The sequence below is a fragment of the Clostridium sp. CS001 genome, from assembly GCF_020443565.1.
Taxonomy (GTDB): domain Bacteria; phylum Bacillota; class Clostridia; order Clostridiales; family Clostridiaceae; genus Clostridium_AD.
Window position 1 is genome coordinate 45,264 of the sequence record NZ_JAIZZN010000001.1, and the last position, 21,663, is coordinate 66,926.

General features: G+C 30.4%; 20 protein-coding genes. 3 read left to right on the top strand and 17 right to left on the bottom strand.

From position 1 onward, the window contains the following. Positions 1–207: 207 nt before the first annotated feature. Positions 208–705 carry a methylated-DNA--[protein]-cysteine S-methyltransferase gene (locus tag LGK97_RS00215; protein WP_226257718.1) on the top strand — a complete coding sequence of 166 codons (498 nt, stop codon included), beginning with the start codon at positions 208–210 and terminating at the stop codon, positions 703–705. Between the two features lie 22 nt (positions 706–727). On the opposite strand, the gene LGK97_RS00220 is transcribed toward LGK97_RS00215, so the two are convergent. Further along, a complete protein-coding gene (locus LGK97_RS00220; protein ID WP_226257719.1) occupies positions 728–934 on the bottom strand; it encodes a hypothetical protein in 207 nt (68 codons plus the stop codon). A 211-nt stretch (positions 935–1,145) separates the two neighbouring features. On the opposite strand from LGK97_RS00220, the gene LGK97_RS00225 reads away from it, so the two are divergent. Next, a complete protein-coding gene (locus LGK97_RS00225; protein ID WP_226257720.1) occupies positions 1,146–2,111 on the top strand; it encodes a YbgA family protein in 966 nt (321 codons plus the stop codon). Positions 2,112–2,362: 251 nt separating this feature from the next. Here LGK97_RS00225 and LGK97_RS00230 read toward each other — a convergent pair whose 3' ends face one another. From LGK97_RS00230 to LGK97_RS00250, 6 genes are all read right to left on the bottom strand, one after another. After that, complete coding sequence (locus LGK97_RS00230; RefSeq protein WP_226257721.1) at positions 2,363–2,929, bottom strand: accessory gene regulator B family protein; 567 nt, start codon at positions 2,927–2,929, stop codon at positions 2,363–2,365. A 45-nt stretch (positions 2,930–2,974) separates the two neighbouring features. Next, positions 2,975–4,249, bottom strand: coding sequence for a sensor histidine kinase (locus LGK97_RS00235; protein WP_226257722.1), 1,275 nt, complete (start codon positions 4,247–4,249; stop codon positions 2,975–2,977). A gap of 68 nt (positions 4,250–4,317) precedes the next feature. Then, positions 4,318–4,449, bottom strand: coding sequence for a hypothetical protein (locus tag LGK97_RS19725; protein WP_264174939.1), 132 nt, complete (start codon positions 4,447–4,449; stop codon positions 4,318–4,320). Positions 4,450–4,595: 146 nt separating this feature from the next. Beyond that, positions 4,596–6,116: a hypothetical protein gene (locus LGK97_RS00240; RefSeq protein WP_226257723.1), complete on the bottom strand. Its 1,521-nt coding sequence runs from the start codon at positions 6,114–6,116 to the stop codon at positions 4,596–4,598. Positions 6,117–6,247: 131 nt separating this feature from the next. Next, on the bottom strand, positions 6,248–6,979 hold the full coding sequence (locus tag LGK97_RS00245; protein ID WP_226257724.1) for an alpha/beta hydrolase: 732 nt from the start codon (positions 6,977–6,979) through the stop codon (positions 6,248–6,250). Between the two features lie 33 nt (positions 6,980–7,012). After that, positions 7,013–7,489 carry an NUDIX hydrolase gene (locus tag LGK97_RS00250; RefSeq protein ID WP_226257725.1) on the bottom strand — a complete coding sequence of 159 codons (477 nt, stop codon included), beginning with the start codon at positions 7,487–7,489 and terminating at the stop codon, positions 7,013–7,015. Positions 7,490–7,754: 265 nt separating this feature from the next. Here LGK97_RS00250 and LGK97_RS00255 point away from each other — a divergent pair, with 265 nt between their 5' ends. Beyond that, positions 7,755–8,111 carry a NifB/NifX family molybdenum-iron cluster-binding protein gene (locus LGK97_RS00255; protein ID WP_226257726.1) on the top strand — a complete coding sequence of 119 codons (357 nt, stop codon included), beginning with the start codon at positions 7,755–7,757 and terminating at the stop codon, positions 8,109–8,111. A gap of 55 nt (positions 8,112–8,166) precedes the next feature. Here the strand turns inward: LGK97_RS00255 and galT are convergent, their stop codons facing one another. From galT to LGK97_RS00305, 10 genes are all read right to left on the bottom strand, one after another. Beyond that, on the bottom strand, positions 8,167–9,687 hold the full coding sequence (gene galT, locus LGK97_RS00260) for a UDP-glucose--hexose-1-phosphate uridylyltransferase (RefSeq protein ID WP_226257727.1): 1,521 nt from the start codon (positions 9,685–9,687) through the stop codon (positions 8,167–8,169). 38 nt (positions 9,688–9,725) lie between these two features. After that, complete coding sequence (locus LGK97_RS00265) at positions 9,726–10,889, bottom strand: galactokinase (RefSeq protein WP_226257728.1); 1,164 nt, start codon at positions 10,887–10,889, stop codon at positions 9,726–9,728. 197 nt (positions 10,890–11,086) lie between these two features. Beyond that, positions 11,087–12,106, bottom strand: coding sequence for a galactose/methyl galactoside ABC transporter permease MglC (mglC, locus tag LGK97_RS00270; RefSeq protein WP_226257729.1), 1,020 nt, complete (start codon positions 12,104–12,106; stop codon positions 11,087–11,089). Positions 12,107–12,122: 16 nt separating this feature from the next. Further along, positions 12,123–13,640: a sugar ABC transporter ATP-binding protein gene (locus tag LGK97_RS00275; RefSeq protein WP_226257730.1), complete on the bottom strand. Its 1,518-nt coding sequence runs from the start codon at positions 13,638–13,640 to the stop codon at positions 12,123–12,125. A gap of 101 nt (positions 13,641–13,741) precedes the next feature. After that, positions 13,742–14,770, bottom strand: coding sequence for a galactose ABC transporter substrate-binding protein (locus LGK97_RS00280; protein WP_226257731.1), 1,029 nt, complete (start codon positions 14,768–14,770; stop codon positions 13,742–13,744). A 133-nt stretch (positions 14,771–14,903) separates the two neighbouring features. Beyond that, complete coding sequence (locus LGK97_RS00285; protein WP_226257732.1) at positions 14,904–15,959, bottom strand: galactose ABC transporter substrate-binding protein; 1,056 nt, start codon at positions 15,957–15,959, stop codon at positions 14,904–14,906. A gap of 30 nt (positions 15,960–15,989) precedes the next feature. After that, complete coding sequence (locus LGK97_RS00290) at positions 15,990–16,967, bottom strand: substrate-binding domain-containing protein (protein ID WP_226257733.1); 978 nt, start codon at positions 16,965–16,967, stop codon at positions 15,990–15,992. Between the two features lie 17 nt (positions 16,968–16,984). Beyond that, a complete protein-coding gene (locus LGK97_RS00295; RefSeq protein ID WP_226257734.1) occupies positions 16,985–18,748 on the bottom strand; it encodes a sensor histidine kinase in 1,764 nt (587 codons plus the stop codon). Positions 18,749–18,781: 33 nt separating this feature from the next. Then, entirely contained in the window at positions 18,782–20,395 is a 1,614-nt protein-coding gene (locus tag LGK97_RS00300) for a response regulator (protein ID WP_226257735.1), read from the bottom strand. 128 nt (positions 20,396–20,523) lie between these two features. Beyond that, positions 20,524–21,513 carry a lipoate--protein ligase gene (locus LGK97_RS00305; protein ID WP_226257736.1) on the bottom strand — a complete coding sequence of 330 codons (990 nt, stop codon included), beginning with the start codon at positions 21,511–21,513 and terminating at the stop codon, positions 20,524–20,526. Positions 21,514–21,663: the final 150 nt, after the last annotated feature.

Here is a 21,663-nt window from a genome sequence, read left to right on the forward strand (position 1 = left end):
TAAAATAATATATCTTAATTGTATACTGTTTTCATATAAAGATACAAGAGGGTAATGTGTGTCTATAGATTAATTTTGAGAATTCCATGAGAAATTGTTAAATAGTGTAGCTAAAATTGACAACTTTAAGCATGTATAGTACATTTATAACAAATATAAAACTTGCTATAATTCTTTAATTTAAAAACCTATACTGAGGAGGCTTTTATGAAAATTGGTTATGATATTTATGATTCACCTATTGGCATTATCCACATAGTTGTAAATGAATTTGGTGTTAAAAAAATAGAACTTTTTGAAGAAGAATGGGTAAAATATACGAATAAACATGATCCTATACCAAAGGATAAAGAGATATGCAAAGAAGTTATTAGTCAATTGGATGAATATTTTAAAGGAAAAAGAAAGAACTTTGATGTACCCCTATCAATAGAAGGTACAGAGTTTAGAAAAAAAGTATGGAGTGCCCTGCAAAATATACCATATGGTGAGATACGTAGTTATTTGCAAATCGCAGAATTCATAGGAAACCCTAAAGCTGTAAGAGCAGTAGGGCAAGCTAATAAATTTAATCAATTACCTATTATTATCCCTTGTCATAGGGTTATTGGTAAAAGTGGAAGATTAGTAGGTTTTGCAGGTAACCAAACGCCTACACAAAAATTACTATTGAAAGTTGAAGGTGTAGATATTAACAAGGATTAATTACTATTAAAGTTCTTCTGCTCTAATCAATGATTTTTATTAAATATAAGCCATTATCTAAAATGCTTTGTTCACAACTAAATTTAACACCCACATCAATGAGTTCAAAGCATACATCTCTTGTACTGTTTATATCAAATAGACATTTTCCTCTTTCATCCAGTGCTCTTATAGAATCCTCATGAATTCCTTCCCTCAATAAATTCTCTTTAATTTTTTTATTTAGCACTTTAATACCTCCGCTATCTTAATAAATTTCTTATATTAAAGTTATAATTCACTCTATGTATAATATCATAAATTTTCTATTTTATCTAATTTACATAGGTTTTAAAATATATATATTAAACAAGCTAAATATGATAATATTTTGGTATACATTTATTATTTAAAGATAATAATTATTAAAACTAAGTAATATAATTGAAAGGGGTGCTTATATGTTTAAATTCACAAAACCGAATATATTTTTTAGTAAATGTTTAGGTTTTGATAGTTGCAGGTATAATGGAGAAATAATTAATGATTTATTTGTTGAAAATCTAAAGCCTTTTGTTAATAGTATTAACGTATGCCCAGAAATGTCCATAGGACTAGGTGTTCCGAGAAGTCCAATTAGAGTGGTATGTGAATCAAATGAATTAAAATTATATCAGCCAAAGACTGAAAAAGAGTTTACGAAAGATATGAATGATTTTAGCGATTCTTACTTGAAAAATTTACAAGATATTGATGGTTTTATTTTTAAAAAAAATTCACCATCCTGTGGATATAAGAATGTGAAGGTATATCATGGAACAGCTAAGGTAACAGGTAGCACAAAAGGTGCTGGTTTTTTTGGAGGTAAGGCCTTAGAATTATTTCCGTATACGGCACTTGAAGATGAGGGCAGATTATACAATTATAGAATTCGTGATCATTTTCTAACTAAAATCTTCATGAGTGCAGATTTTAGAAAAGTTAAAGAATCAAATTCCCTAGGTGAACTTGTAAAGTTTCAAAGTAGAAATAAACTTTTACTTATGGCAAATAGTCAGAAATATCTAAAAATATTAGGTAAAATTGTATCCAATAGTGAAGGTAAAGAAATTCAACATATTTTTAAGGAGTATGAGCAATACTTAAAATTATGCTTTGAAAAGATTCCTAGATATACAAACAATATAAATGTTTTAATGCATGCCATGGGATACTTTTCAAAAAATATAACAAAGAAAGAAACAGAATTAATTCTTGATTCTTTGGAAAAGTATAAGATTGGAAAACTTACATTAAATACTCCTATAGTTCTTATAAAATCATATATTGTTAGGTTTGATATCCCTTACCTTTTAGAGCAAACCTATTTTAATCCATATCCAGAAGAACTATTTTCTTTAGAAGATTCCGGTAAAATAACTTCATAATTTCAAAAATTAAAATAACAGTTCCTACTATTTCCTATATAATTCTTAATATTTTCAATGGTTAAAATTTAACATGTTAATAAAGGAAACTTGAATTATCCTTGATAAAAAAATCTAATATTTTAGCTCATCCTTCAGTTATTTTATCTTTACTAGACTCCCTACAACATTAAAAATCACCCAGATAGTTCTAAAAACTTAGAACTATCTGCGACCAACTTAAAATATATCAATTCCTATGTTTTTGATTTTTATATATTTACCTTAATGGTTTTTTTATTAAACATCAGTAACGCCTGAAAAACCATTGTCCACAATATAGTGTTAGACATAGGTGTATACTCATGTAATATTACTGAAATTATACCTAATATTATAACTATAGAAATCCCTAAAGTTTGATTTCTTTTAATAAGTTCGGGTTTGGTTAGTTGCATCTTTGGGTTAATTATTGGTGCTTGATGCCAAGTGCAGTAAATCACTACTGCATTTAAAATTAGTTTAGATATTAAGTCAACTCTTATATTCACGCTTAAGTATATTACACTTCCAATAATTATCAAAGTGGCAATAAAACACTTTACCTGACTATCTTCATGTAACCCACCAATAAATGGTTTGCTTATAATCATAGCTAGAATTGCAACAAATGCTTGAATCGAGTAACCTATTAAGCTAAATGTAGCTATTACACCAATAATCTTTAGGGTTTCAAAAACAATTATCCTTAAAACATATTCTATCTGTTCTTCTTCATCTTTAGTATATTGATTCATTCTAGAAATATAATTTGCAAATATTTTAAGTGATTTCCTCAAAAACAACTTCCTCCCCTCATAAATATTGCTTTTGATTCCTCTTCTCTAATCTGTTTTGTATGGAATCTCAATTCTAAATTGAGTTCTTTGGCTGTTACTTTGAACTGAAACTTTTCCACCACACTTGATTACTATGTCTTTTACAATACTAAGACCATAACCACGGTCACCTTCTTCGTTTTCTTTTGTACTGAAGCTAGGCTCAAAAATTTTGTCCTTAATTTCTTTTGGAACCTCTGGCCCATTATTAATTATATTTATAATAATTCCATCATAAACATTGTAACTACTAAATTTAATGGTTGGATTCACTTTGTTTACCAGGGCATCAACAGAATTTCTTACAATATTAGTTAAAATCCTTAATAAATCATTGTTTGTAATAGCTAATGGTTTATTGTAGTCGCAGTCATCAAGGGCTATTACGTCAATACCTGCCGCAACAGCATAGTTTAGTACTGATTCAATTATAGGTGATGCTTGAATTCTTACATCTACCGCGGAAACAAAAACCTGGTATCTATCAACAATACCTTTTAATAATTCCCCGAGCTTTTCTGTTTGCCCAATCTGATAGAGCCCATAAATGCTACTTATTTCACTACCATAATCATGTTTTATCTTTTTAAGTTCAGTAATTTTATTACTTAAGGCTATATTTAACATATCTACTTCTTTTGACTTATCGTTTACTTTCCCAAAATATATTACAGTAAACACAAAAACTAAGAATGTTACGAAATAAAGAATAGACTTAAAGGGTACACCCATACTTTGTGTTGTCCAATCTATACGTAAAGAATCCATAAATATTAATGCATAATCTATTATTACAACAAAAACTATAGATTGTTTAAAGCCCTTTAATGCTATGGTAGCATCAAAAATATGCTTTCTAAATTTATAAACAAAAATGTATGAACACCAAATGGGAACAAAGATAAATAAAAATGTTTGAAATTCAGCTGTGATTTTTAAGTTTAACTTTATTAGAACACTTTGATAAAAAGTAATTAAAAAATAAGATAAAATGACTATTATTGAGTATGATAAACCAAATCCTATAAAGGCATCTAAAATTGATTTTCTAAAAAATAATATAATAGATAACAAAATAAATATAACCATAGCGAAATTTGAATAAGAACTAAGGATTCCACTATAGGTAAATGTATTAATGCCTACAAAAATAATTAACATCAAAGCACAAAATTTAAATTTAGAAAGTTTATTGTCACTTCTTGTTACATTATTGCTAGCCCATACAAATAAAAACGTTTGAAAAAATGTATTAAGTACGTCACAGGCAATTAATAGCATTGGTAGTTCCCCCTCTTATGTGTAGGTAAAAAAATCTGCCCCTATTTAAATTAATAGAGGCAGATTTTCTACCTTTTCTTTCTCATGGATTCAGGAATTTCTTCAATTCCTACACTGCTAACAGATGCAGGTGCCGAAAATGTAATAAATGCGGCCATGTTTAAAAGAACCTTGCCTATAAATTTACAAATTGTTTTCAAAACCATCACTCCATTCTCTTTCTTTATATAAATTATTCTTATTTTTAATTATATAACATTAATGACAAAAAATCAGCTGAAATATATTTAAATATATTTCAACTGATTTTTTTAAAACTATCCTTAATCCAAAATTATGTCTTATTTTATACTATGTATGGTAAATAAAACATTGTACTTATAAAAATATCTATTGATCCATACTTTATAAAAGTCCATAAATCAATGCTATGTTCATTCTTTTCAAATTTTTCATATGCTAAATACATACATATAGAAGATATCAGAACCATAATTAATGTAATTATAACTGGATTATTAATTAGTTTTGGCAAAATGTCTGGATACTTTTGAAAACACTTTTCATAAACCTTCCATACTTTTAATAGTATCAGCATAATATAAGAAAACATTAGTACTACTCTTCTCTTGTTTCTATGCCCACTATCATAAAATATAAATAATGTTATTATCATTGGAATAGATGATATAATTAAAGGAAATGATGCATATAAAGGGGTCATTATTATATCGTTAATAATATGACTAATTGAAGTGCTAAATGCATATTTAGATTCCTCTTCCCTATTACCATTATTAGCTTGTTTAAATTTTCCATCAGTAGATGCTAAGTACACATCATTTAACTCTCCACCATTTATAAATACTATTGCATTATCATTTACTCCAATATTAAAGGCATAGTTTACCATTCTAGTTACTTTTTGAACCTGGATTATTTCATTGTTTTTAAATTTAACATCTAAAAAGTTATTATTAACATCTATAAGAAACTCAGCACTACCGTCTCTATTTTCCACAGATACAGAATCAAAGAGATAGCTTTCATTATCTATAAATAATCGTTTAATAGTGCCATTTTTATTACTTTTATCATAACTCAATATTTGCATATTTCCATAAATACCTTTATCAAGCATTTCAATTAATAAATAAATATGCGTTTCATCACTGCTAGTACTAATCGCTTTGATTGCTGTTCCACTTATTAAAATTAACTCACCTAAAGTATATCTTTCTACAATTTTATCATTTTTAACTTTAATGGCTAAAAACTCTTCATCTACTCGGTAAGAAATAAGGTATGTTCCATCTGAACTTTTACTTCCTGCAACTATTTTAGTAGAAGTATTTTCAACTATCTTAACACCTGTTTTAGGATTAATAATCTCCATTTTATTACTGTACACTAGAAGTAACATTTCATCATCAATTAGTTGTACACTTTGTACATCCTTAGTTTCCTCAGATTTTACTTCTTTCAAGTCTCCATTAAGTGTGATCGTATACAAACTTCCACTATCCTGATTTGGTTCTACATAAGAAACGAATAAGTTTTTTCCGTCAGTAAATAATGTAATATAATTCATAAATTTTCCTGTCTCAATCTTATTCTCTTTTAATACATTTCCTATTAGGTCAGTTTCTATAACCTTTATAGCAGTACCATCATCATGAGCTATTATGTAATTAGCATTAAACTTTAAAACCTTTACATTAGACTTTACAGCTCCACTGGATACTTTTACTTCCTTACTCCACTTTTCTGAAGGTGGCTGAGTAGTATAACTATAGTAAGTATTGTATACTAACACCATGGCAGCAAGGAAAATAGCCCCTAGAAATATTTTCAACCCCTTTTTCATTTTATCCCCCTATCATTCCAATATACCATTACATTTTTTTTCATTTATTCAATTATATAATAAAATGTTAATGTTTGCAAGGTTATGGAACTTAAGCTAATATATAGCACTTAATTATTGCAAAAATAAATCTATGACATAAGCCACAGCAATGCCCTCTTTAACCTATTAGGTAGCTCTGAAAAATGTCCACCTTCATTCCATTCCAATATGACATTTTCTTTGGACTCAAGCTGATCTTTTAGTATAATAGAAGCTTCACGTGTACAATTACCTACCTTAGCCATACGCAGATTTCGGCTATGTTCCTCCCCTTTTCCAAGAGACAAATACACCCTACTAAATTCATTTGATATCCTGTGTGAATCCATGAATTCTATCCATCCATCATACCACAAAGAACCAGATATGCTACCTATCATACCAAATGCACTAATTGTATAAAGAGAATACAATGCAGTAAGTCCCCCCAAAGAATGCCCAATAAGTGCAGTATTTGAAGGATCAGGTTTTGTTTTATAATGGACATCTATAAATGGTTTAATTGTATCAACAAGAGAGTTAATGTAGCTTGAGGCACCGCCTTTAAAAGGCTCACTCTTTTTTGATAAAGGGGGTGCAGCCCATGGAGTAAAATCCTCATTCCAGTCTTGCGATATAACACCTATGACAATGAATTCACTACAATCTATTCCAAAATGACATTCAACCTCCTCCATTATCTCCTGTATACTACCTTCACCGTTTATATATGCAACAGGATAGTTGACATCATTTATGTAGTATTTCGGTGGTAGATACAATTTACACTCATACCCCGCTATAGATAAATTCTGCATATTACCTTTAATAGGTCCTCGCATTAAAACTGCCCCCTTCAACATTCCCTTTTAAATTTATCGATTTTGTATATCAACTATATTTTTCATGCTTGTTGGTAAATTTGAAAGTTCAGTAGCAAAAAACCTTGGGAAAACCACATGATTTTCAAGGCTATCTATTGGTAACCAAATAAGTTCTTCCTCAATCCCATTTTCAGTCAAGGAACTACATATAATATCTTTAATCTTTGGTGTTACCTTCATCAAGTAGTAAATTGAAATCTCATGAAAATGTTCTTTGCTGTCTTTTTCATTAAAGAATTGTTCATGAAAAAAAACTGCTCTATCAATTTCCATGTCAATACCAAGTTCTTCTTTAACTTCTCTTTTCACTGCCTCTTCACAAGTTTCATTAAAATGTACTCTTCCACCAACACTATAAAAGTACGTCGACTCATGATTTTTAACAACTAATATATTGCCTTTGTTTATTATGATTGCTCCAACTCTATAGTTAAACTTGCCCTCTGAGGTTTGAAATGTTAAATCCATACTAAATACCTCCATATATTCTTTTTTAATAATTGCATTTCTTATATTACAAAATAAATAAACCATTATCCATAGCATTTAATTTTGTAATATATTCATATTATACTAATTTATATATTTATAAACAAGATTAATATGTACTTAGTAAGAGATAATAGCTGGGGTCTTGACATATGTTTTTTATAGGTGTAATATATTGTTATTGGCTTATGACAATAATGTATATCAAATTTTTACTTAATTAAATTTATTGGAGGAAGATAATATGAAAATTGCATTACCAACACGAGAAAATCAAATCGATAGCCATTTTGGGCACTGTGAATATTTTACTGTGTTAACAATTGACAGGACTACAAAACAAATAATTGATACTGAAAACATTCCATCTCCGTCTGGATGTGGTTGCAAATCAAATATTGCACAAATACTTGCAGAAAAAGGTGTTAAAGTAATGCTTGCAGGTAATATGGGCGACGGAGCAGTAAGAGTATTAAACAACTCTGGAATAGAAGTATTACGTGGATGCTCTGGAGATGTTAGCACTGTTGCTACTAAATGGCTTGAAGGTTCACTTGTTGACTCTGGCGACGCTTGTCATGAGCATGAATGCGATCACTAATATAAAAGAAGGTAGTTAAAGTGATTTAATAATAAAATCACTTCAACTACCTTTATTAATAAGTTTTATTACTTTTTATAAATTTATTAAAAGCTTCTATCCCTTTTACATCAGTTTTAAATACACCAGAGTGTTCCAAAACCTCTGTAAATTTAATACCTATTTCTTTTTTTATTATTTCATCTACATTTTCTTGCATTATATCTGAATATTTATAAATTAATTGAAGTGCCCATTTTTTGTGTTTCATAAGCTCCTTAGAATTATCCATTTCATCAATTTTATTTTTATTTAATAAATAATAATTAAGTTCTTTTATCTCCGTTTTAAGTCTTGATGGTAAAACAGCAAGTCCCATAACCTCGATAAGCCCAATATTTTCTTTCTTTATATGATGCAATTCTTGGTGAGGGTGAAAAATACCGTCTGGATACTTGTCAGATGTTCTATTATTTCTCAGAACTAAATCTAACTCATATGCATCCCCTCGCCTTCTGGCAATTGGTGTTATTGTGTTATGAGGAATTTCATTAGTAAATGCAATTACATCAACACTTTCATCAGAATAACCTTTCCAATTATTTAAAATGTAATACGCTAAATCAACCAATATTTCTTTTTCATGCCCTTTTATTCTAATAACACTCATAGGCCATTTGACTCTACCAATGGTTGCTCCCTCAAAACCTTCAACCTTAAACTCAGTCTCTATCGGTGCCTTTGCCATGGCGAATTCGTAGTTTCCACCTTGGAAATGGTCATGACTTAATATGGAACCTCCAACTATGGGAAGGTCTGCATTAGATCCTATGATATAATGTGGATATTGCTGCACAAAATCTAGTAATCTCTTAAATGTTTCCTTGGATATTTTCATTGGTTCATGTTCGCCCTTAAATACTATACAATGTTCATTGTAGTAAATATACGGTGAATATTGCAAAAACCATTTCTCTTTATCAAGTCTAATAGGAATAATTCTGTGATTTCCTCTAGCTGGATGATTTAACCTACCTGCATAACCTTCATTTTCTTTGCAAAGCAGACAAAGCGGATATGAACTTGCCTTTATATCCTTTGCCATTGCAATTTCCTTTGGATCCTTTTCGGGCTTAGATAAATTAATAGTAATATCAATATCGCCATACATGGTTTCGCACTTCCACTTTAAATCCTTTTGTACTCGATCCCATCTTATGTAATTTGAATTAATACTAAGTCCATAAAAATAATTCGTTGCTTTACTGGGACTTTCTTTATAAAGTCTTTTGAACTCACTTATTATTTCCGATGGTCTTCCAATTAGACAAGCCATTATTTTTGTGTCAAATAAATCTCTTGTAATTATTCCATTGCCTTCTAGTAACTCATGCTCATAAGCCCAGTCCATTATATTTTCTAAAATAGGTTGTAATGTATAATCTTTTTCTTCAATATTTACATCTTCAATTTCATCTAAAGATAAAACTTCTAAAAGCCTGTTTTTTGAAAAGATTATATCCTCTTCTTCTATTAATTGATTTTGAGAGGCATAATAAAGTAGCTTTTGAACCTCAATAGAAATATTTACCGCCATGTTAGCACCCCCATGTATTTAAATTAAAAACCTCCATATTATTGAAGTTTTCTCGCGCCGTCACCTATTTGAGCTACATAAAAAGTTGCCTCATATCCTATTTTCTTCATATATTCTTCTCCAACTTCTTCAATAAAATTATTCACAAACTCATCTTTGACTAAACTTACCGTACATCCCCCGAATCCTGCACCAGTCATTCTTGACCCAATAACTCCAGGCATCTTCCAAGAGATTCCAACTAGAGTATCTAATTCTATCCCAGTAACTTCATAATCATCTCTTAATGAAATATGTGACGCATTCATTAGCTTGCCAAATAACTCTATATCTTTATCTTTAAGCGCTACTACAGCCTTTTTAGTTCGTTGATTCTCATATACAGCATGCTTTGCACGTCTTGCACACAATTCATCTGTTATAAGGTGTCTATTTTTTTCGAATTCTTCTTCATTTAAATCACAGAGAAAATTTATATTAAGTGATTTCTGTAAATCCTTGAGAGCAGTTTCACATTCTGTTCTTCGTTCATTATACTTAGAATCAGCGAGCTCTCTCTTCTTATTTGTATTAGATATAACTATGGATATCCCACTAAGCTGGATATTTGAATATTGATATTTTAATGTGTTTGTGTCCAAAAGTACTGCACAATCTTTTTTACCCATTCCTATGGCAAATTGATCCATTATCCCACAATTAACACCAATATATTTATTTTCAGCCTTTTGACTAAGCTTAACCATATCGAGCATACTAATATCAAAATTGTATAAATCCTTTAAAGCGACGGCCATAACCACCTCGATGGATGCTGAAGACGATAAGCCTGCTCCATTTGGTATATTACCACAAAATAATATATCAAATCCGCTATCAATTTTCATACCAATAGTTTCAAAAGCCCAAATTACTCCCTTAGGATAATTTGCCCAATCATTTTCTTTTTTATATTCCATGTCATCTATATTTACTTCAATTATTCCAAGCTGCGCAAAATTCTCAGAATAAAACCTTATCTTCCTATCATTTCTCTTTTTAGTTAGTGCGTATGTACCAAAAGTTAATGCACATGGAAAAACATTACCTCCATTATAATCTGTATACTCTCCTATTAAATTTACTCTACCAGGAGCAAAAAAAACACTCTCTGCGTCATAACTATAAACTGCATTAAACATATCTTTTAACTTACCAATCATATTAAAATCTCCCTTTCGCAATATAATATTTTATATAGCCTAGCATATTTATAGATTACCAATTTTACAGTAGAAATTCAATGCTTTCATTAATTGTTCAAGATGTTATTCTAAAGAATAACTATAAGAAAAAAATTAGATACATGAAAAATCAAGTATCTAATCTAATTAACAACCTTCAATGTATTTATCTAGTTTTATTTCTTACGAAGATACTTTCTTATATCCACTGCAACTGCTGAAACAATAATTGCCCCTTTTATTATCTGTTGATAATTTGGATCAACTCCAATAAAGGTTAACCCATAATTTATTACACTAAATATAAGAACACCAACTACAATACCTGGTACTGTTCCAACACCTCCAGATACTGACCAACCACCAACAACACAGGCGGCTATTGCGTCTAGCTCGTATCCAGCACCATAGTTATTTGTTGCTCCACCTGTTCTTGCTGCTTCAAGAACACCTGCAATACCGTAAAGAACACCTGCAATTACATATATGGTTAACAATGTTCTTCGTACATTTATACCTGATACAGTTGCAGCTTCTCTGTTTCCACCAATGGCATAAACATCTTTCCCAAGTTTTGTTTTATTTAAAACTACATATATTATTATAATAACTATAATTGCTATAATTATTACATTTGGGATTCCTAAAAAAGATCCTGTTCCTAATTTAGAAAAGTCATTTCTTAGACCACCTATAGGCTGTGATTTGTTAGGTGGAAGATTAAAATATATTGAATTTGTTCCATATACCATAACCATTGTACCTAATGTTGCTATAAATGGTGGTACATCAAACCTTGATACTATGAACCCATTCAAAAGACCAACTAAAGCACCTGCTAAGATACCTACTAGAATAGGAATTAGCATTGGTATTTGACCTAGACCTGGATAGAATTTAGCTGTATACGTAGAAGCCTGAAGCATTGAAGCAGATATTACTGCGGCAAAACCTACAACACGCCCTGCAGAAAGGTCAGCTCCAGCTGTTAAAATTGCAAAGCAAGCTCCAAGTGCTATGATGATTCTTGTTGAACTTTGAACTAATATATCTTTAAAAGTGCCTGGTGATACGAATCTTGGATCCTTTATAGCTATACCTGCTATAAGCAATAACAGTACAGCATAAATAGCATACTGCTTTAAAAATCCTTTTAGTTTTATTTCTTTTATATTTATCTGTTTTAACTTCTCCATTTATCTTTCCCCCTAACTATTGCATGTACTTACTTGCAAGTAGCATTATATCTTCTTGCGAGGCAGTTCTTCCATCCACAATACCTGAAAGATGTCCCTCACACATTACCATTATTCTATCTGACATACCCAAGAGTTCAGGCATTTCAGAAGATATCATAATAATACTTTTACCTTGTTTTGCAAGTTCAGTAATAATTGTATAAATCTCGTATTTAGCACCCACATCTATGCCCCGTGTAGGTTCATCAAGAATTAATATCTCTGGTTCTGTAAGAAGCCACCTGGCAAGCAGTACCTTTTGTTGGTTACCTCCTGATAAATTTCGTATAAGTTCTTTGTATGAAGGTGTTTTGATATTTAGCTGCTTTATACTTTTAATTGAATCACTTTTACGCATTTTGTCGTTTAAAATTCCAATCTTGTTTAAATACTTAGGTTGATTTGCTATTACTGTATTTTCCACAATAGACAATACGGGAAAAATACCTGTTGCCCGACGTTCCTCAGTAAGTAATGCCATATTATATTTTTTAGCATCAATTGGCGATTTAATTTTAACTTCTTTACCTTTTATAAAAGTCTTACCTGATTCCAAACTTCTAAGTCCAAAAACTGCCTCCATAAGCTCTGTTCTTTGAGCTCCCACAAGTCCACCTACTCCAAGTATTTCTCCTTTCCTTAAATTAAAGGAAACGTTTTGAAATGATAGTGGGAATGGTGAAGTGAAGTCTTCAATCCTTAATACTTCCTCGCCAGGCACGTTGAATCTTTCAGGAAATCTATTAGTCATATCACGCCCTACCATCTTTTTAATTATAACATCGGTAGTTAGTTCTTTAGCATCCCAAGTTCCAACCATTTTACCATCTCTCATAATTGATACTTCGTCAGAAATCTTCAAGATTTCTTCCATCTTGTGTGATATATAAACTATAGCAACTCCCTGTTTTTGCAAGTCGCGTATTATTCTAAATAAATGCTCTACCTCATTTTCTGTAAGAGATGATGTAGGTTCATCCATAATTATTACTTTTGCATTATACGAAACAGCCTTTGCTATTTCCATTTGTTGTACAATAGAAACAGATAGAGTATCTACTATTGTATTAGGATTAACATTAAGTCCAAGTCTTTTGAAAAGTTCTTGAGTGTCCTTGTACATTTTTTTCTCATCAACTAATTTGAAAGGTCCAATCCCATGCATTGGCAAGCGGCCTAGCCACATATTTTCCATTACATTACGATATTTAACTGGATGAAGTTCCTGATGAATCATTGCGATTCCAAGGTTTAAAGCATCCTTTGAGCTTTTAGTTTCTATCTTTTTACCATTTAATAATATTTCTCCAGCGTCTTGCACATATATCCCAAAAATGCATTTCATAAGTGTTGATTTCCCTGCACCATTTTCGCCCATTAATGCATGTACCTTACCAGCTCGCACTTTAAGGCTTACATTATCTAATGCTTTTACCCCAGGAAACTCTTTAGATATATTATTTAATTCCAGCAAACATTCATTTTCTATCATTGTAACGCCTCCTGCATAGCTTACTTATGAGTAAGGTACAATAGGAAGCCTATTGTACCTTACTCGTTTAAAAAATCATCTTAAATTATAAATGTAAAAGCTTATTTAGCATCTGCAATATTGTCTTTAGTTATTATTTTATAGTCTACCCATACATATTTATTGTCTGTAAGAGTATAACCTATAGTTTCAGTAGTTGGAACCTTGCCTTGCGCAAGTAATTGTGAAACTTTGAAAGTTGCAATTCCTTGATTTTTAGCATCGTTAAGTACTGTTCCAAGTAAAGTTCCATCAGTTAAAGCTGCAATTCCAGGTGCTGTAGCATCAACACCAACAACTGGCATATACTTACCACCTGTAAAGTATCCAGCAGATTTTAATGCAGATATACATCCAAGAGCCATGTCATCATTATTAGCTAATACTGCTTCTATTTTATTACCTTGAGCTGCTATTATTGATTGCATTTTATCATGTGCCTTAGAAAGATCCCACATACCTGTATCAGTAGCTACTTGATTAGTTTTTATTCCTTGAGCATTTATTTCCTCAATAGAGAACTTTGTTCTTGCAATAGCATCAGAATTCCCTGGTTCACCAGTCATCATTACAAAATCCATAATTCCATCTTTATTGGTATCAAGTTCTGGATGTGCTTTCCAATAATCAGCTAAAACCTTACCTTGCATTGTTCCTGATTGCTTAGGGTCTGCTCCTACATAATAAAGTTTATCCCAACTATTCATGTCATCAGATGTTGGTACACGATTAAAGAAAACAACAGGAATGTTGGCATTCTTTGCTTTAGTGATAATAGCACCAGCTGCTGTAGGATCTACAGGATTGATTTGTAGCGCTTGTACTTTTTTTGTTATGAACATATCTATTTTATCATTTTGAGTAGTAGTGGCATTTGCACTGTCAACAACCTCTACAGTTACATCGGTATCTTTTGCCGCAGTAGTAATTGCATTACGAACTCCTGTCATAAATGTATCATCAAATTTGTAAATTGTACATCCAACAGATAATTTTTTAGCGTCACCGCCTGTTTCCGTTTTAGTTGAACAACCTACTAGCATTGATGTAACCATTGCTGCTGCTAAAATCATTGTAATTGACTTTTTCATTATTTTTCCCCCTTTAAATTTCAATGTAAACGTTAACTTATATTAATAATAACATCCAATACATTTATTATTAATACAAAATTCTACTATAATATATTGAAATCCTATGGTACTTATTAAATTTTATTAGCAATTACTTGTACGCTTGCTCTGCTATGTCTGTATTATCCTTTACTATAGTTACGTAGTGAATACGTATATATTTATTGTTATTTATCTTCCAAGAGGTTCCACTAAGAATATTCTTGCCATTTGCAGCATTTGTAACTAAATCAATTATTGCTTTGCCTTGATTATTTGCATCATTTAATATTGTACCAACCATTGTACCTTCTTTTATCCTTTTAACAGCATCTGGAATGGCATCTAATCCAACTACAGGTATAAATTTATTTTCGGATAAGTATCCTGCTTTTTCTAAAGAATCTAATGCACCCAGGGCCATAACATCATTGTTAGAAATTACGAATTCTATTCTATCATTAAATTTTAATATCCATCCATCCATTTTTTCCTTTGCCTTTGCAGCATCCCACATAGCCGTCCCACCAGCTAATTCTTCAACGGAGATACCTGATTTTTTAATTTCTTCTAGTGCATACTTTGTCCGAGCCTCTGCATCAGGATGGCCTGGTTCTCCTTTTAATATTACATATGAAAGTTTACCATCTTGATTTTTATCCCAGCTACTCTTGTTTTGATTCCAAAGATCTACTATCATTTTACCTTGCAAAATACCAGATTCTTTTGAATCAGTCCCTACAAACCACACTTTATCATAACTGTTTAATACTGATGCTTCTGGCTCTTTATTAAAAAATATTATTGGTAAGCTAGCTTCCTTTGCTTTATCAATTATCACTTGAGCGGCTTTTGGATCCACCAAATTTATTGCTAATGCCTTAACTCCCTTTGAAATCATTTCATCTACTTGATGGAGTTGTAGGATTTGATCATTTTGAGAATCGTTCATATTAAGTGCTATCCGTCCATATGCATCATTCTCCATTGAATTTCGTATGTAGGACATAAACTCATCATCATATTTGTATATAGTTGCACCTACTTTCGGTAATCCTCCCTTATATCCAGCCTTTGAATAAGTTTCACTGTTTATACATGATTTAAAAATAACTGCTATACTAACTGTAATTACCAAAACTACTATAATCTTTTTAACATTATTCATTAGAATTCTCCTATATATTTTTATATATATTTATTGTGTAAAAGGAAATAATATTTTTTGATTTTCTTTGTTATACATATTATCCCTATCAATTACAACTACCCCAGTGTCAACATACTTTGGTATTTTCTTATTTTGCAAATTTAAAGCCGCATACTTAACTGCTAAATAACCCATACCAAAAGGACTCTGAGTAACAGTTGCTTGTATTGTACCTCTTTCTAAAAATTCTATTGCTTCAAGAGTATTGTTAAAGGTAATTACATTTACTTTGCCGGCAAATCCTATTTCATCAATAGCCTCTGCTACCCCAATAGAGCTTATATAATTTAATGCTATAATAGTATTAACTTTAGCATCTCCTAAAACAAGTTTTTTTGTAAGTACTGATGCGCTCATTGAATCTGGTGATACATAATCACTATATACAACTTTTAATTGTTGATGTTTTGAAATTATGGACCACAATCCCTCTTCCCTTTCCTTATTATTACTAGATCCCTCAATATAATTAATAATAGCAATTCGTGAGTTTGCATCACATAGTGAAACAAGTTTTTCACCTGCAATTTTTCCTGCCTTAACATTATCTGTAGTTATATAACTACTAGTTTTATCATTATTTAATTTACTATCTATAATTAATACTGGTATTTTATTACTTATAGCCTTTTGAGTTACGCTAGCAAGGTCATTGTAATCACTTGGTGACAATATCAAAGTGTCTATTTTTCTTTCAATAGCTGCATTCACAAGAGATATTTGCCCATCAACATCACTTTCATCGCTAGCAGAAGTAAAGTCCACCTTTACATTAAATTCTCTAGAGGCAACCTCTGCACCCATTCTAACATTTCTCCAATAGTCTCCACTTTGAGTTTTTAAAATTAATGATATCTTTTTCGGCTCTTCCTCTCCTTTAGTACTTAAACTTACAATCCCAAATAAAAATGGCGATATAAGGAGTATAAAAATCAAAAAAACTATTAATACATTTTTTTTACTCATCTTTAAGCACCTCAGCTCTATTCTTCTTTAAGAGGTAACCAAATTTTAATTGTAGTTCCCTCTTCAATTTCACTTTGTATTTCAAGCCCGAATTCAGCTCCATAGGTTAGCTGAATTCTCTCATGTACATTTTTTACCCCAACTCCTGACCAGGCATTGTCTTTTGACTTATACTCTAGTAGATTCTTTAACTTTTCTGTCTCAATTCCAAGGCCATTGTCGTATATCTCATACAGTAACTTACCATCAGTAATTGAAGCTGATATCCTTATAAGACCTTCATCTACCATGTACTCGACGCCATGATAAATTGAGTTTTCTATAAGTGGCTGTAATATTAGCTTTAGTGTTTTATATTTCAGCACTTCTTCTTGTATTATAATTTCAAACTCAAATTTGTTTTTATACCTAACCTTTTGAATTATCAAGTAATTTTTTGCATGTTCTATTTCCTCTCCAACTGTAATAATATTTTTACCCCTGCTTATACTTATTCTAAATAGTTTAGCAAGTGAAGTTACCATTGTTATTACACCCTCGTTTTTCTCGTTTTCAGCCATCCAAACTATTGAGTCTAAGGTATTGTATAAAAAGTGTGGATTAATCTGAGATTGCAAAGCGTCTAATTCACTTTTTCTTTTTGCTTCTTGCTCAATTACTATTTGTCCCATAAGATACCTAACTTTAGAAATCATTAAGTTAAAGGCTGTTGCTAATCTTTCAACCTCATCCTCACCTTTAACCTCGATATATATGTCAAAGTCCCCTGCCTCTACCATCTTCATGGATTCCTCTAATTGTTTTATTGGCTGTGAAATTTTAGCTGATATAAAACCAAATATAAAGATAATTAGTATTATAGAAACAAATAAAATCCATCCTATAAAGTTAGCACTAGTTTTTTTAAAATCCAATATCTCTGACATATATGCTACCGCTACAACCTTCCAGTTAGTATAATTCACTGTTTTAATTGTAATCAATTGCTTTCCCTCCTGGGAATCTTCCAAATAACTCCCCAAGTAATCCTCACGATTTTCAGATTTTAAACCAATGTTAATGAGCTGCTGTTCCGGATGATATATTATGTTATTATCGGAATCAACAATATAAATATAACCTCTTTTACCTATAGATATGTTTTGACAAAGTTGCCCTATTGTACTGTAATTCATATCAACTAAAAGCACCCCTCGTACTCTTTGATTCCCTTCGTGAAAATATATAGCTCTACTTAATGAAACAACCCAATCATGCTTTCCATTAAAAATATTTTGAACATGGGGTAATGAAAACATTAGGTTATCTGATTTATTTAATGCTGATTTGAACCAATCCTGATCAATGACATTTACCTTATCCTTTAATGTTAAGTTAGAAGATTTAATTATAAGTTCACCTTTATCTGAAAATACTGCAAGACTTGCAATATCTCCCCTAATATTTTGTATTACATTCATTTGATCTTGTAATTTACTATTTGGAATATCTTGATTTAAATAAATATTCTTATCCAATAAATTTGATACTTCCTTAGTACTCTTTAAATAGTACTCAATATTTGAATTTACCTGATCAACTAATTGTTTTGTACTCAAGGTAGCATTATTTTCTAAAGAAATAGAAAATTTATTATAAATTACAATTCCAACAAACAGCATAGCCAGAACGGAAATTAGTGTAAATGATATTGTAATAATAAATTGTATTCCCCTAACTTTAAATGATGTGATCATAGTATTATATGGTTTCTTCAAAAATCTTTTTATTCTGTTTTTCAAAATTTCACCCCCTCATGTATTAATAATCATTCTTTAGCTATTTCTATACTCAGATGGTGAAATTCCAAAATGTTTCTTGAAGCAGTAACTAAAATAATTTGGTTCTGAATATCCGACTTTATATGCAATTTCAAATGATTTCATTTTTGTGGTCTTGATTAACTCCTTTGAAGCATCCATTCTAATTTTAGTTAAGTAACTTATAAATGTCATCTTCGTTTCTCTTTTAAAAATAAAACTAAAATATGTAGGACTTATATATAAATACTTACAAAGAGTATTAATGGTTAAACTGCTATCACTATAATATTTATTAATATATGCTTTTGTTTTTTCAACTAAAAGAGTGCAGCTATCTTGCCTATCTTTTGTAATGTAATTCATTATTTTGAGGGAAATATATTCAAACCAATTCTTAACCTGATTTATATCTTTTAATTCATATAGTTCCACAAATAAATTATAACTTTCTCCAAAAACATATACTAAATCCACATTTAAGCTTTCTGCTGTTTTGATTATAGTGGTAAGAATTTCTAATAAATATACTTGAAAATTTTTAAATGGAACCTTTATATTTAAAAGTTCGTAGAACAACCCGTCTATTGTTTCAATAATTTCTTTTTCTGTTCCAGTTTTTATGGCACTTCTAAGGTCATGCTCCATAACTTCATCGAAAACTATTTTTTCTTTACTGCTTGGCTCAATATCTTCTATCCAAATAATTCTATTATTACCCATGATAAATCTGTAATCCAATGCAAGAATAGCATTCTGATAAGAATCAGATACATAAGAAACATCATTTATAATTGTTCCAAGACCAATTGTAACGGTAAGTTTTAAATACTTTTCAATACTTTGTCTTATTTCTTCAAGTGTAACTTGTACCTTGTAAAATATAGAATCTCTGTCATTTTCCAAACATACGCTAATTAATACAATCAAATCGTTATGTATAAAAACGGTGCCCCTATCATTTTTGCAAAGAATTTCTTCTATTATGTTAAGAGCAGCAAATCTACTTAAATCTAGTTCCTTCCTATTATCGATTTTCAAATCTTTATACGTAACCCTATGATCAATACTAATAGCCGATACAACAAAGTGATTTCCATTTAAATTAATATTGTAATCATTGCATTTTTTTTCTATTTCTTCTTTGCTTAGCTTGCTTGTAATCAAATAAGCAAGAAATTTTTCTTTTAAAATAGGCAAACTCTTTAGATAATACTCCTCTAGAACTTCCATATCTCTTTTCTTTAAGGTTTCCTCATCAATCTGATCCTTAACCCTTAAAAGTACTTCAATTAACTCTTTTGATGAAACGGGCTTTAGAGCATATTCCACAACATTTAAATTTACTGCCTTTTGTGCATATTCAAATTTATCAAAACCAGTTAGAATTATTATTTTAATTGTGGGAAACTTTTTCCTTAATTCCTCAGAAAGCTTAAGTCCATCCATAAAAGGCATCTTAATATCTGTTATAACTACATCTGGAGTATACTTTTCTGACATTTCTAAAGCTTCTCTGCCATTTTCAGCTTCTCCTACTAATTCAAAACCATAATCTTCCCATTTTATTTTTTGTATTATACCTTTCCTTACCTCTTCTTCATCATCTACTAACAATATTTTATACATATCTCCCTCCTAACATACTGCCTATGTATAATTCACATTTTCAAAGTTTAATATCATGTAAAAGAACATCTATACATTTGCATTACGCAAATCTATAGATGTCTCTTTTTTTAAACTTCTATGTTTTATTAGTAAAACATACAGTCTATAAAGTCCTCATTTGTTATACCTTGAATATACTCTTGAAGTTGTAATCCTTTAATTACAGCTAGTACGCTTTCTTCTTCAAAATTAACTCCTATGAAACTCTTCTCCAGATTTGATAAATCTTTATTCGCAAAAAAGTCTCCATATATACCCATAGACTCTACTTTTCCATCTTTTACATCCAGCTTAATATTCAATTCACCAAAAGGATACCTTTTACTCTTCTCCATATTAAACTTTGGTGATTTTCCATAGGTCCAGTCCCAAGTTGCATATTTTTCATCTGCCATAGTCTGAATTTTATCTATGTCACTTTGCTGTAATACGTATTCTTTGTAAGGAACATCCTTATATTCAAAAATAGAATGAAGAAGAATCTCTTTAAATTCCTTTACAGAAACTTTCTCCGTCAAATAAGGGTAAACATTTGTTACTCTGCTCTTCACTGATTTAATACCTTTTGATTCTATTTTGGAAGCTTTTACTTGCAATGCATTTTGTACCACAGAAAGATCAGAGTTAAATAAGATTGTGCCATGGTGTAAAAGCCTATCTTTACAATAATATTGCGAATTTCCAGAAAACTTTTTACCTTCTATAGTAATGTCATTTCTCCCAGTAAATTCTGCCTTTATACCTATTTTATCTAGACTATCTACTATTGAGTCTGTGAACTTCTTGAAGTTATTTACATTAGTCTTATTTGCTTGTACAATAAAAGTAAAGTTTAAGTTCCCCAAATCATGATATACAGCCCCCCCACCTGAGAGACGTCTAACTACTTTTATATTGTTTTTTTCTACATAATCTTTATTAATTTCTTCTATAGTATTCTGATTTCTTCCAATTATTATGGCAGGTTCATTTTGCCAAAGAATGAAATATTCCTCTCCATTAAATGTTTTTAAAAAGTATTCTTCTAAAGCCAAATTAAAATGTGGGTTATTTGAATCATTTTTTATATAAATCATTTTGTTCGCTCCTTCGGATTAAATAGTTTTTTTATAAAGACTTCATTTTGGCAAGCTTACTGCTTATTCGTTTTTCGCTGCAATATAATTTATAGAATAATTTGATTATATTAGAAGTATACCATAAACTTGATTCTAATTAAATTAATC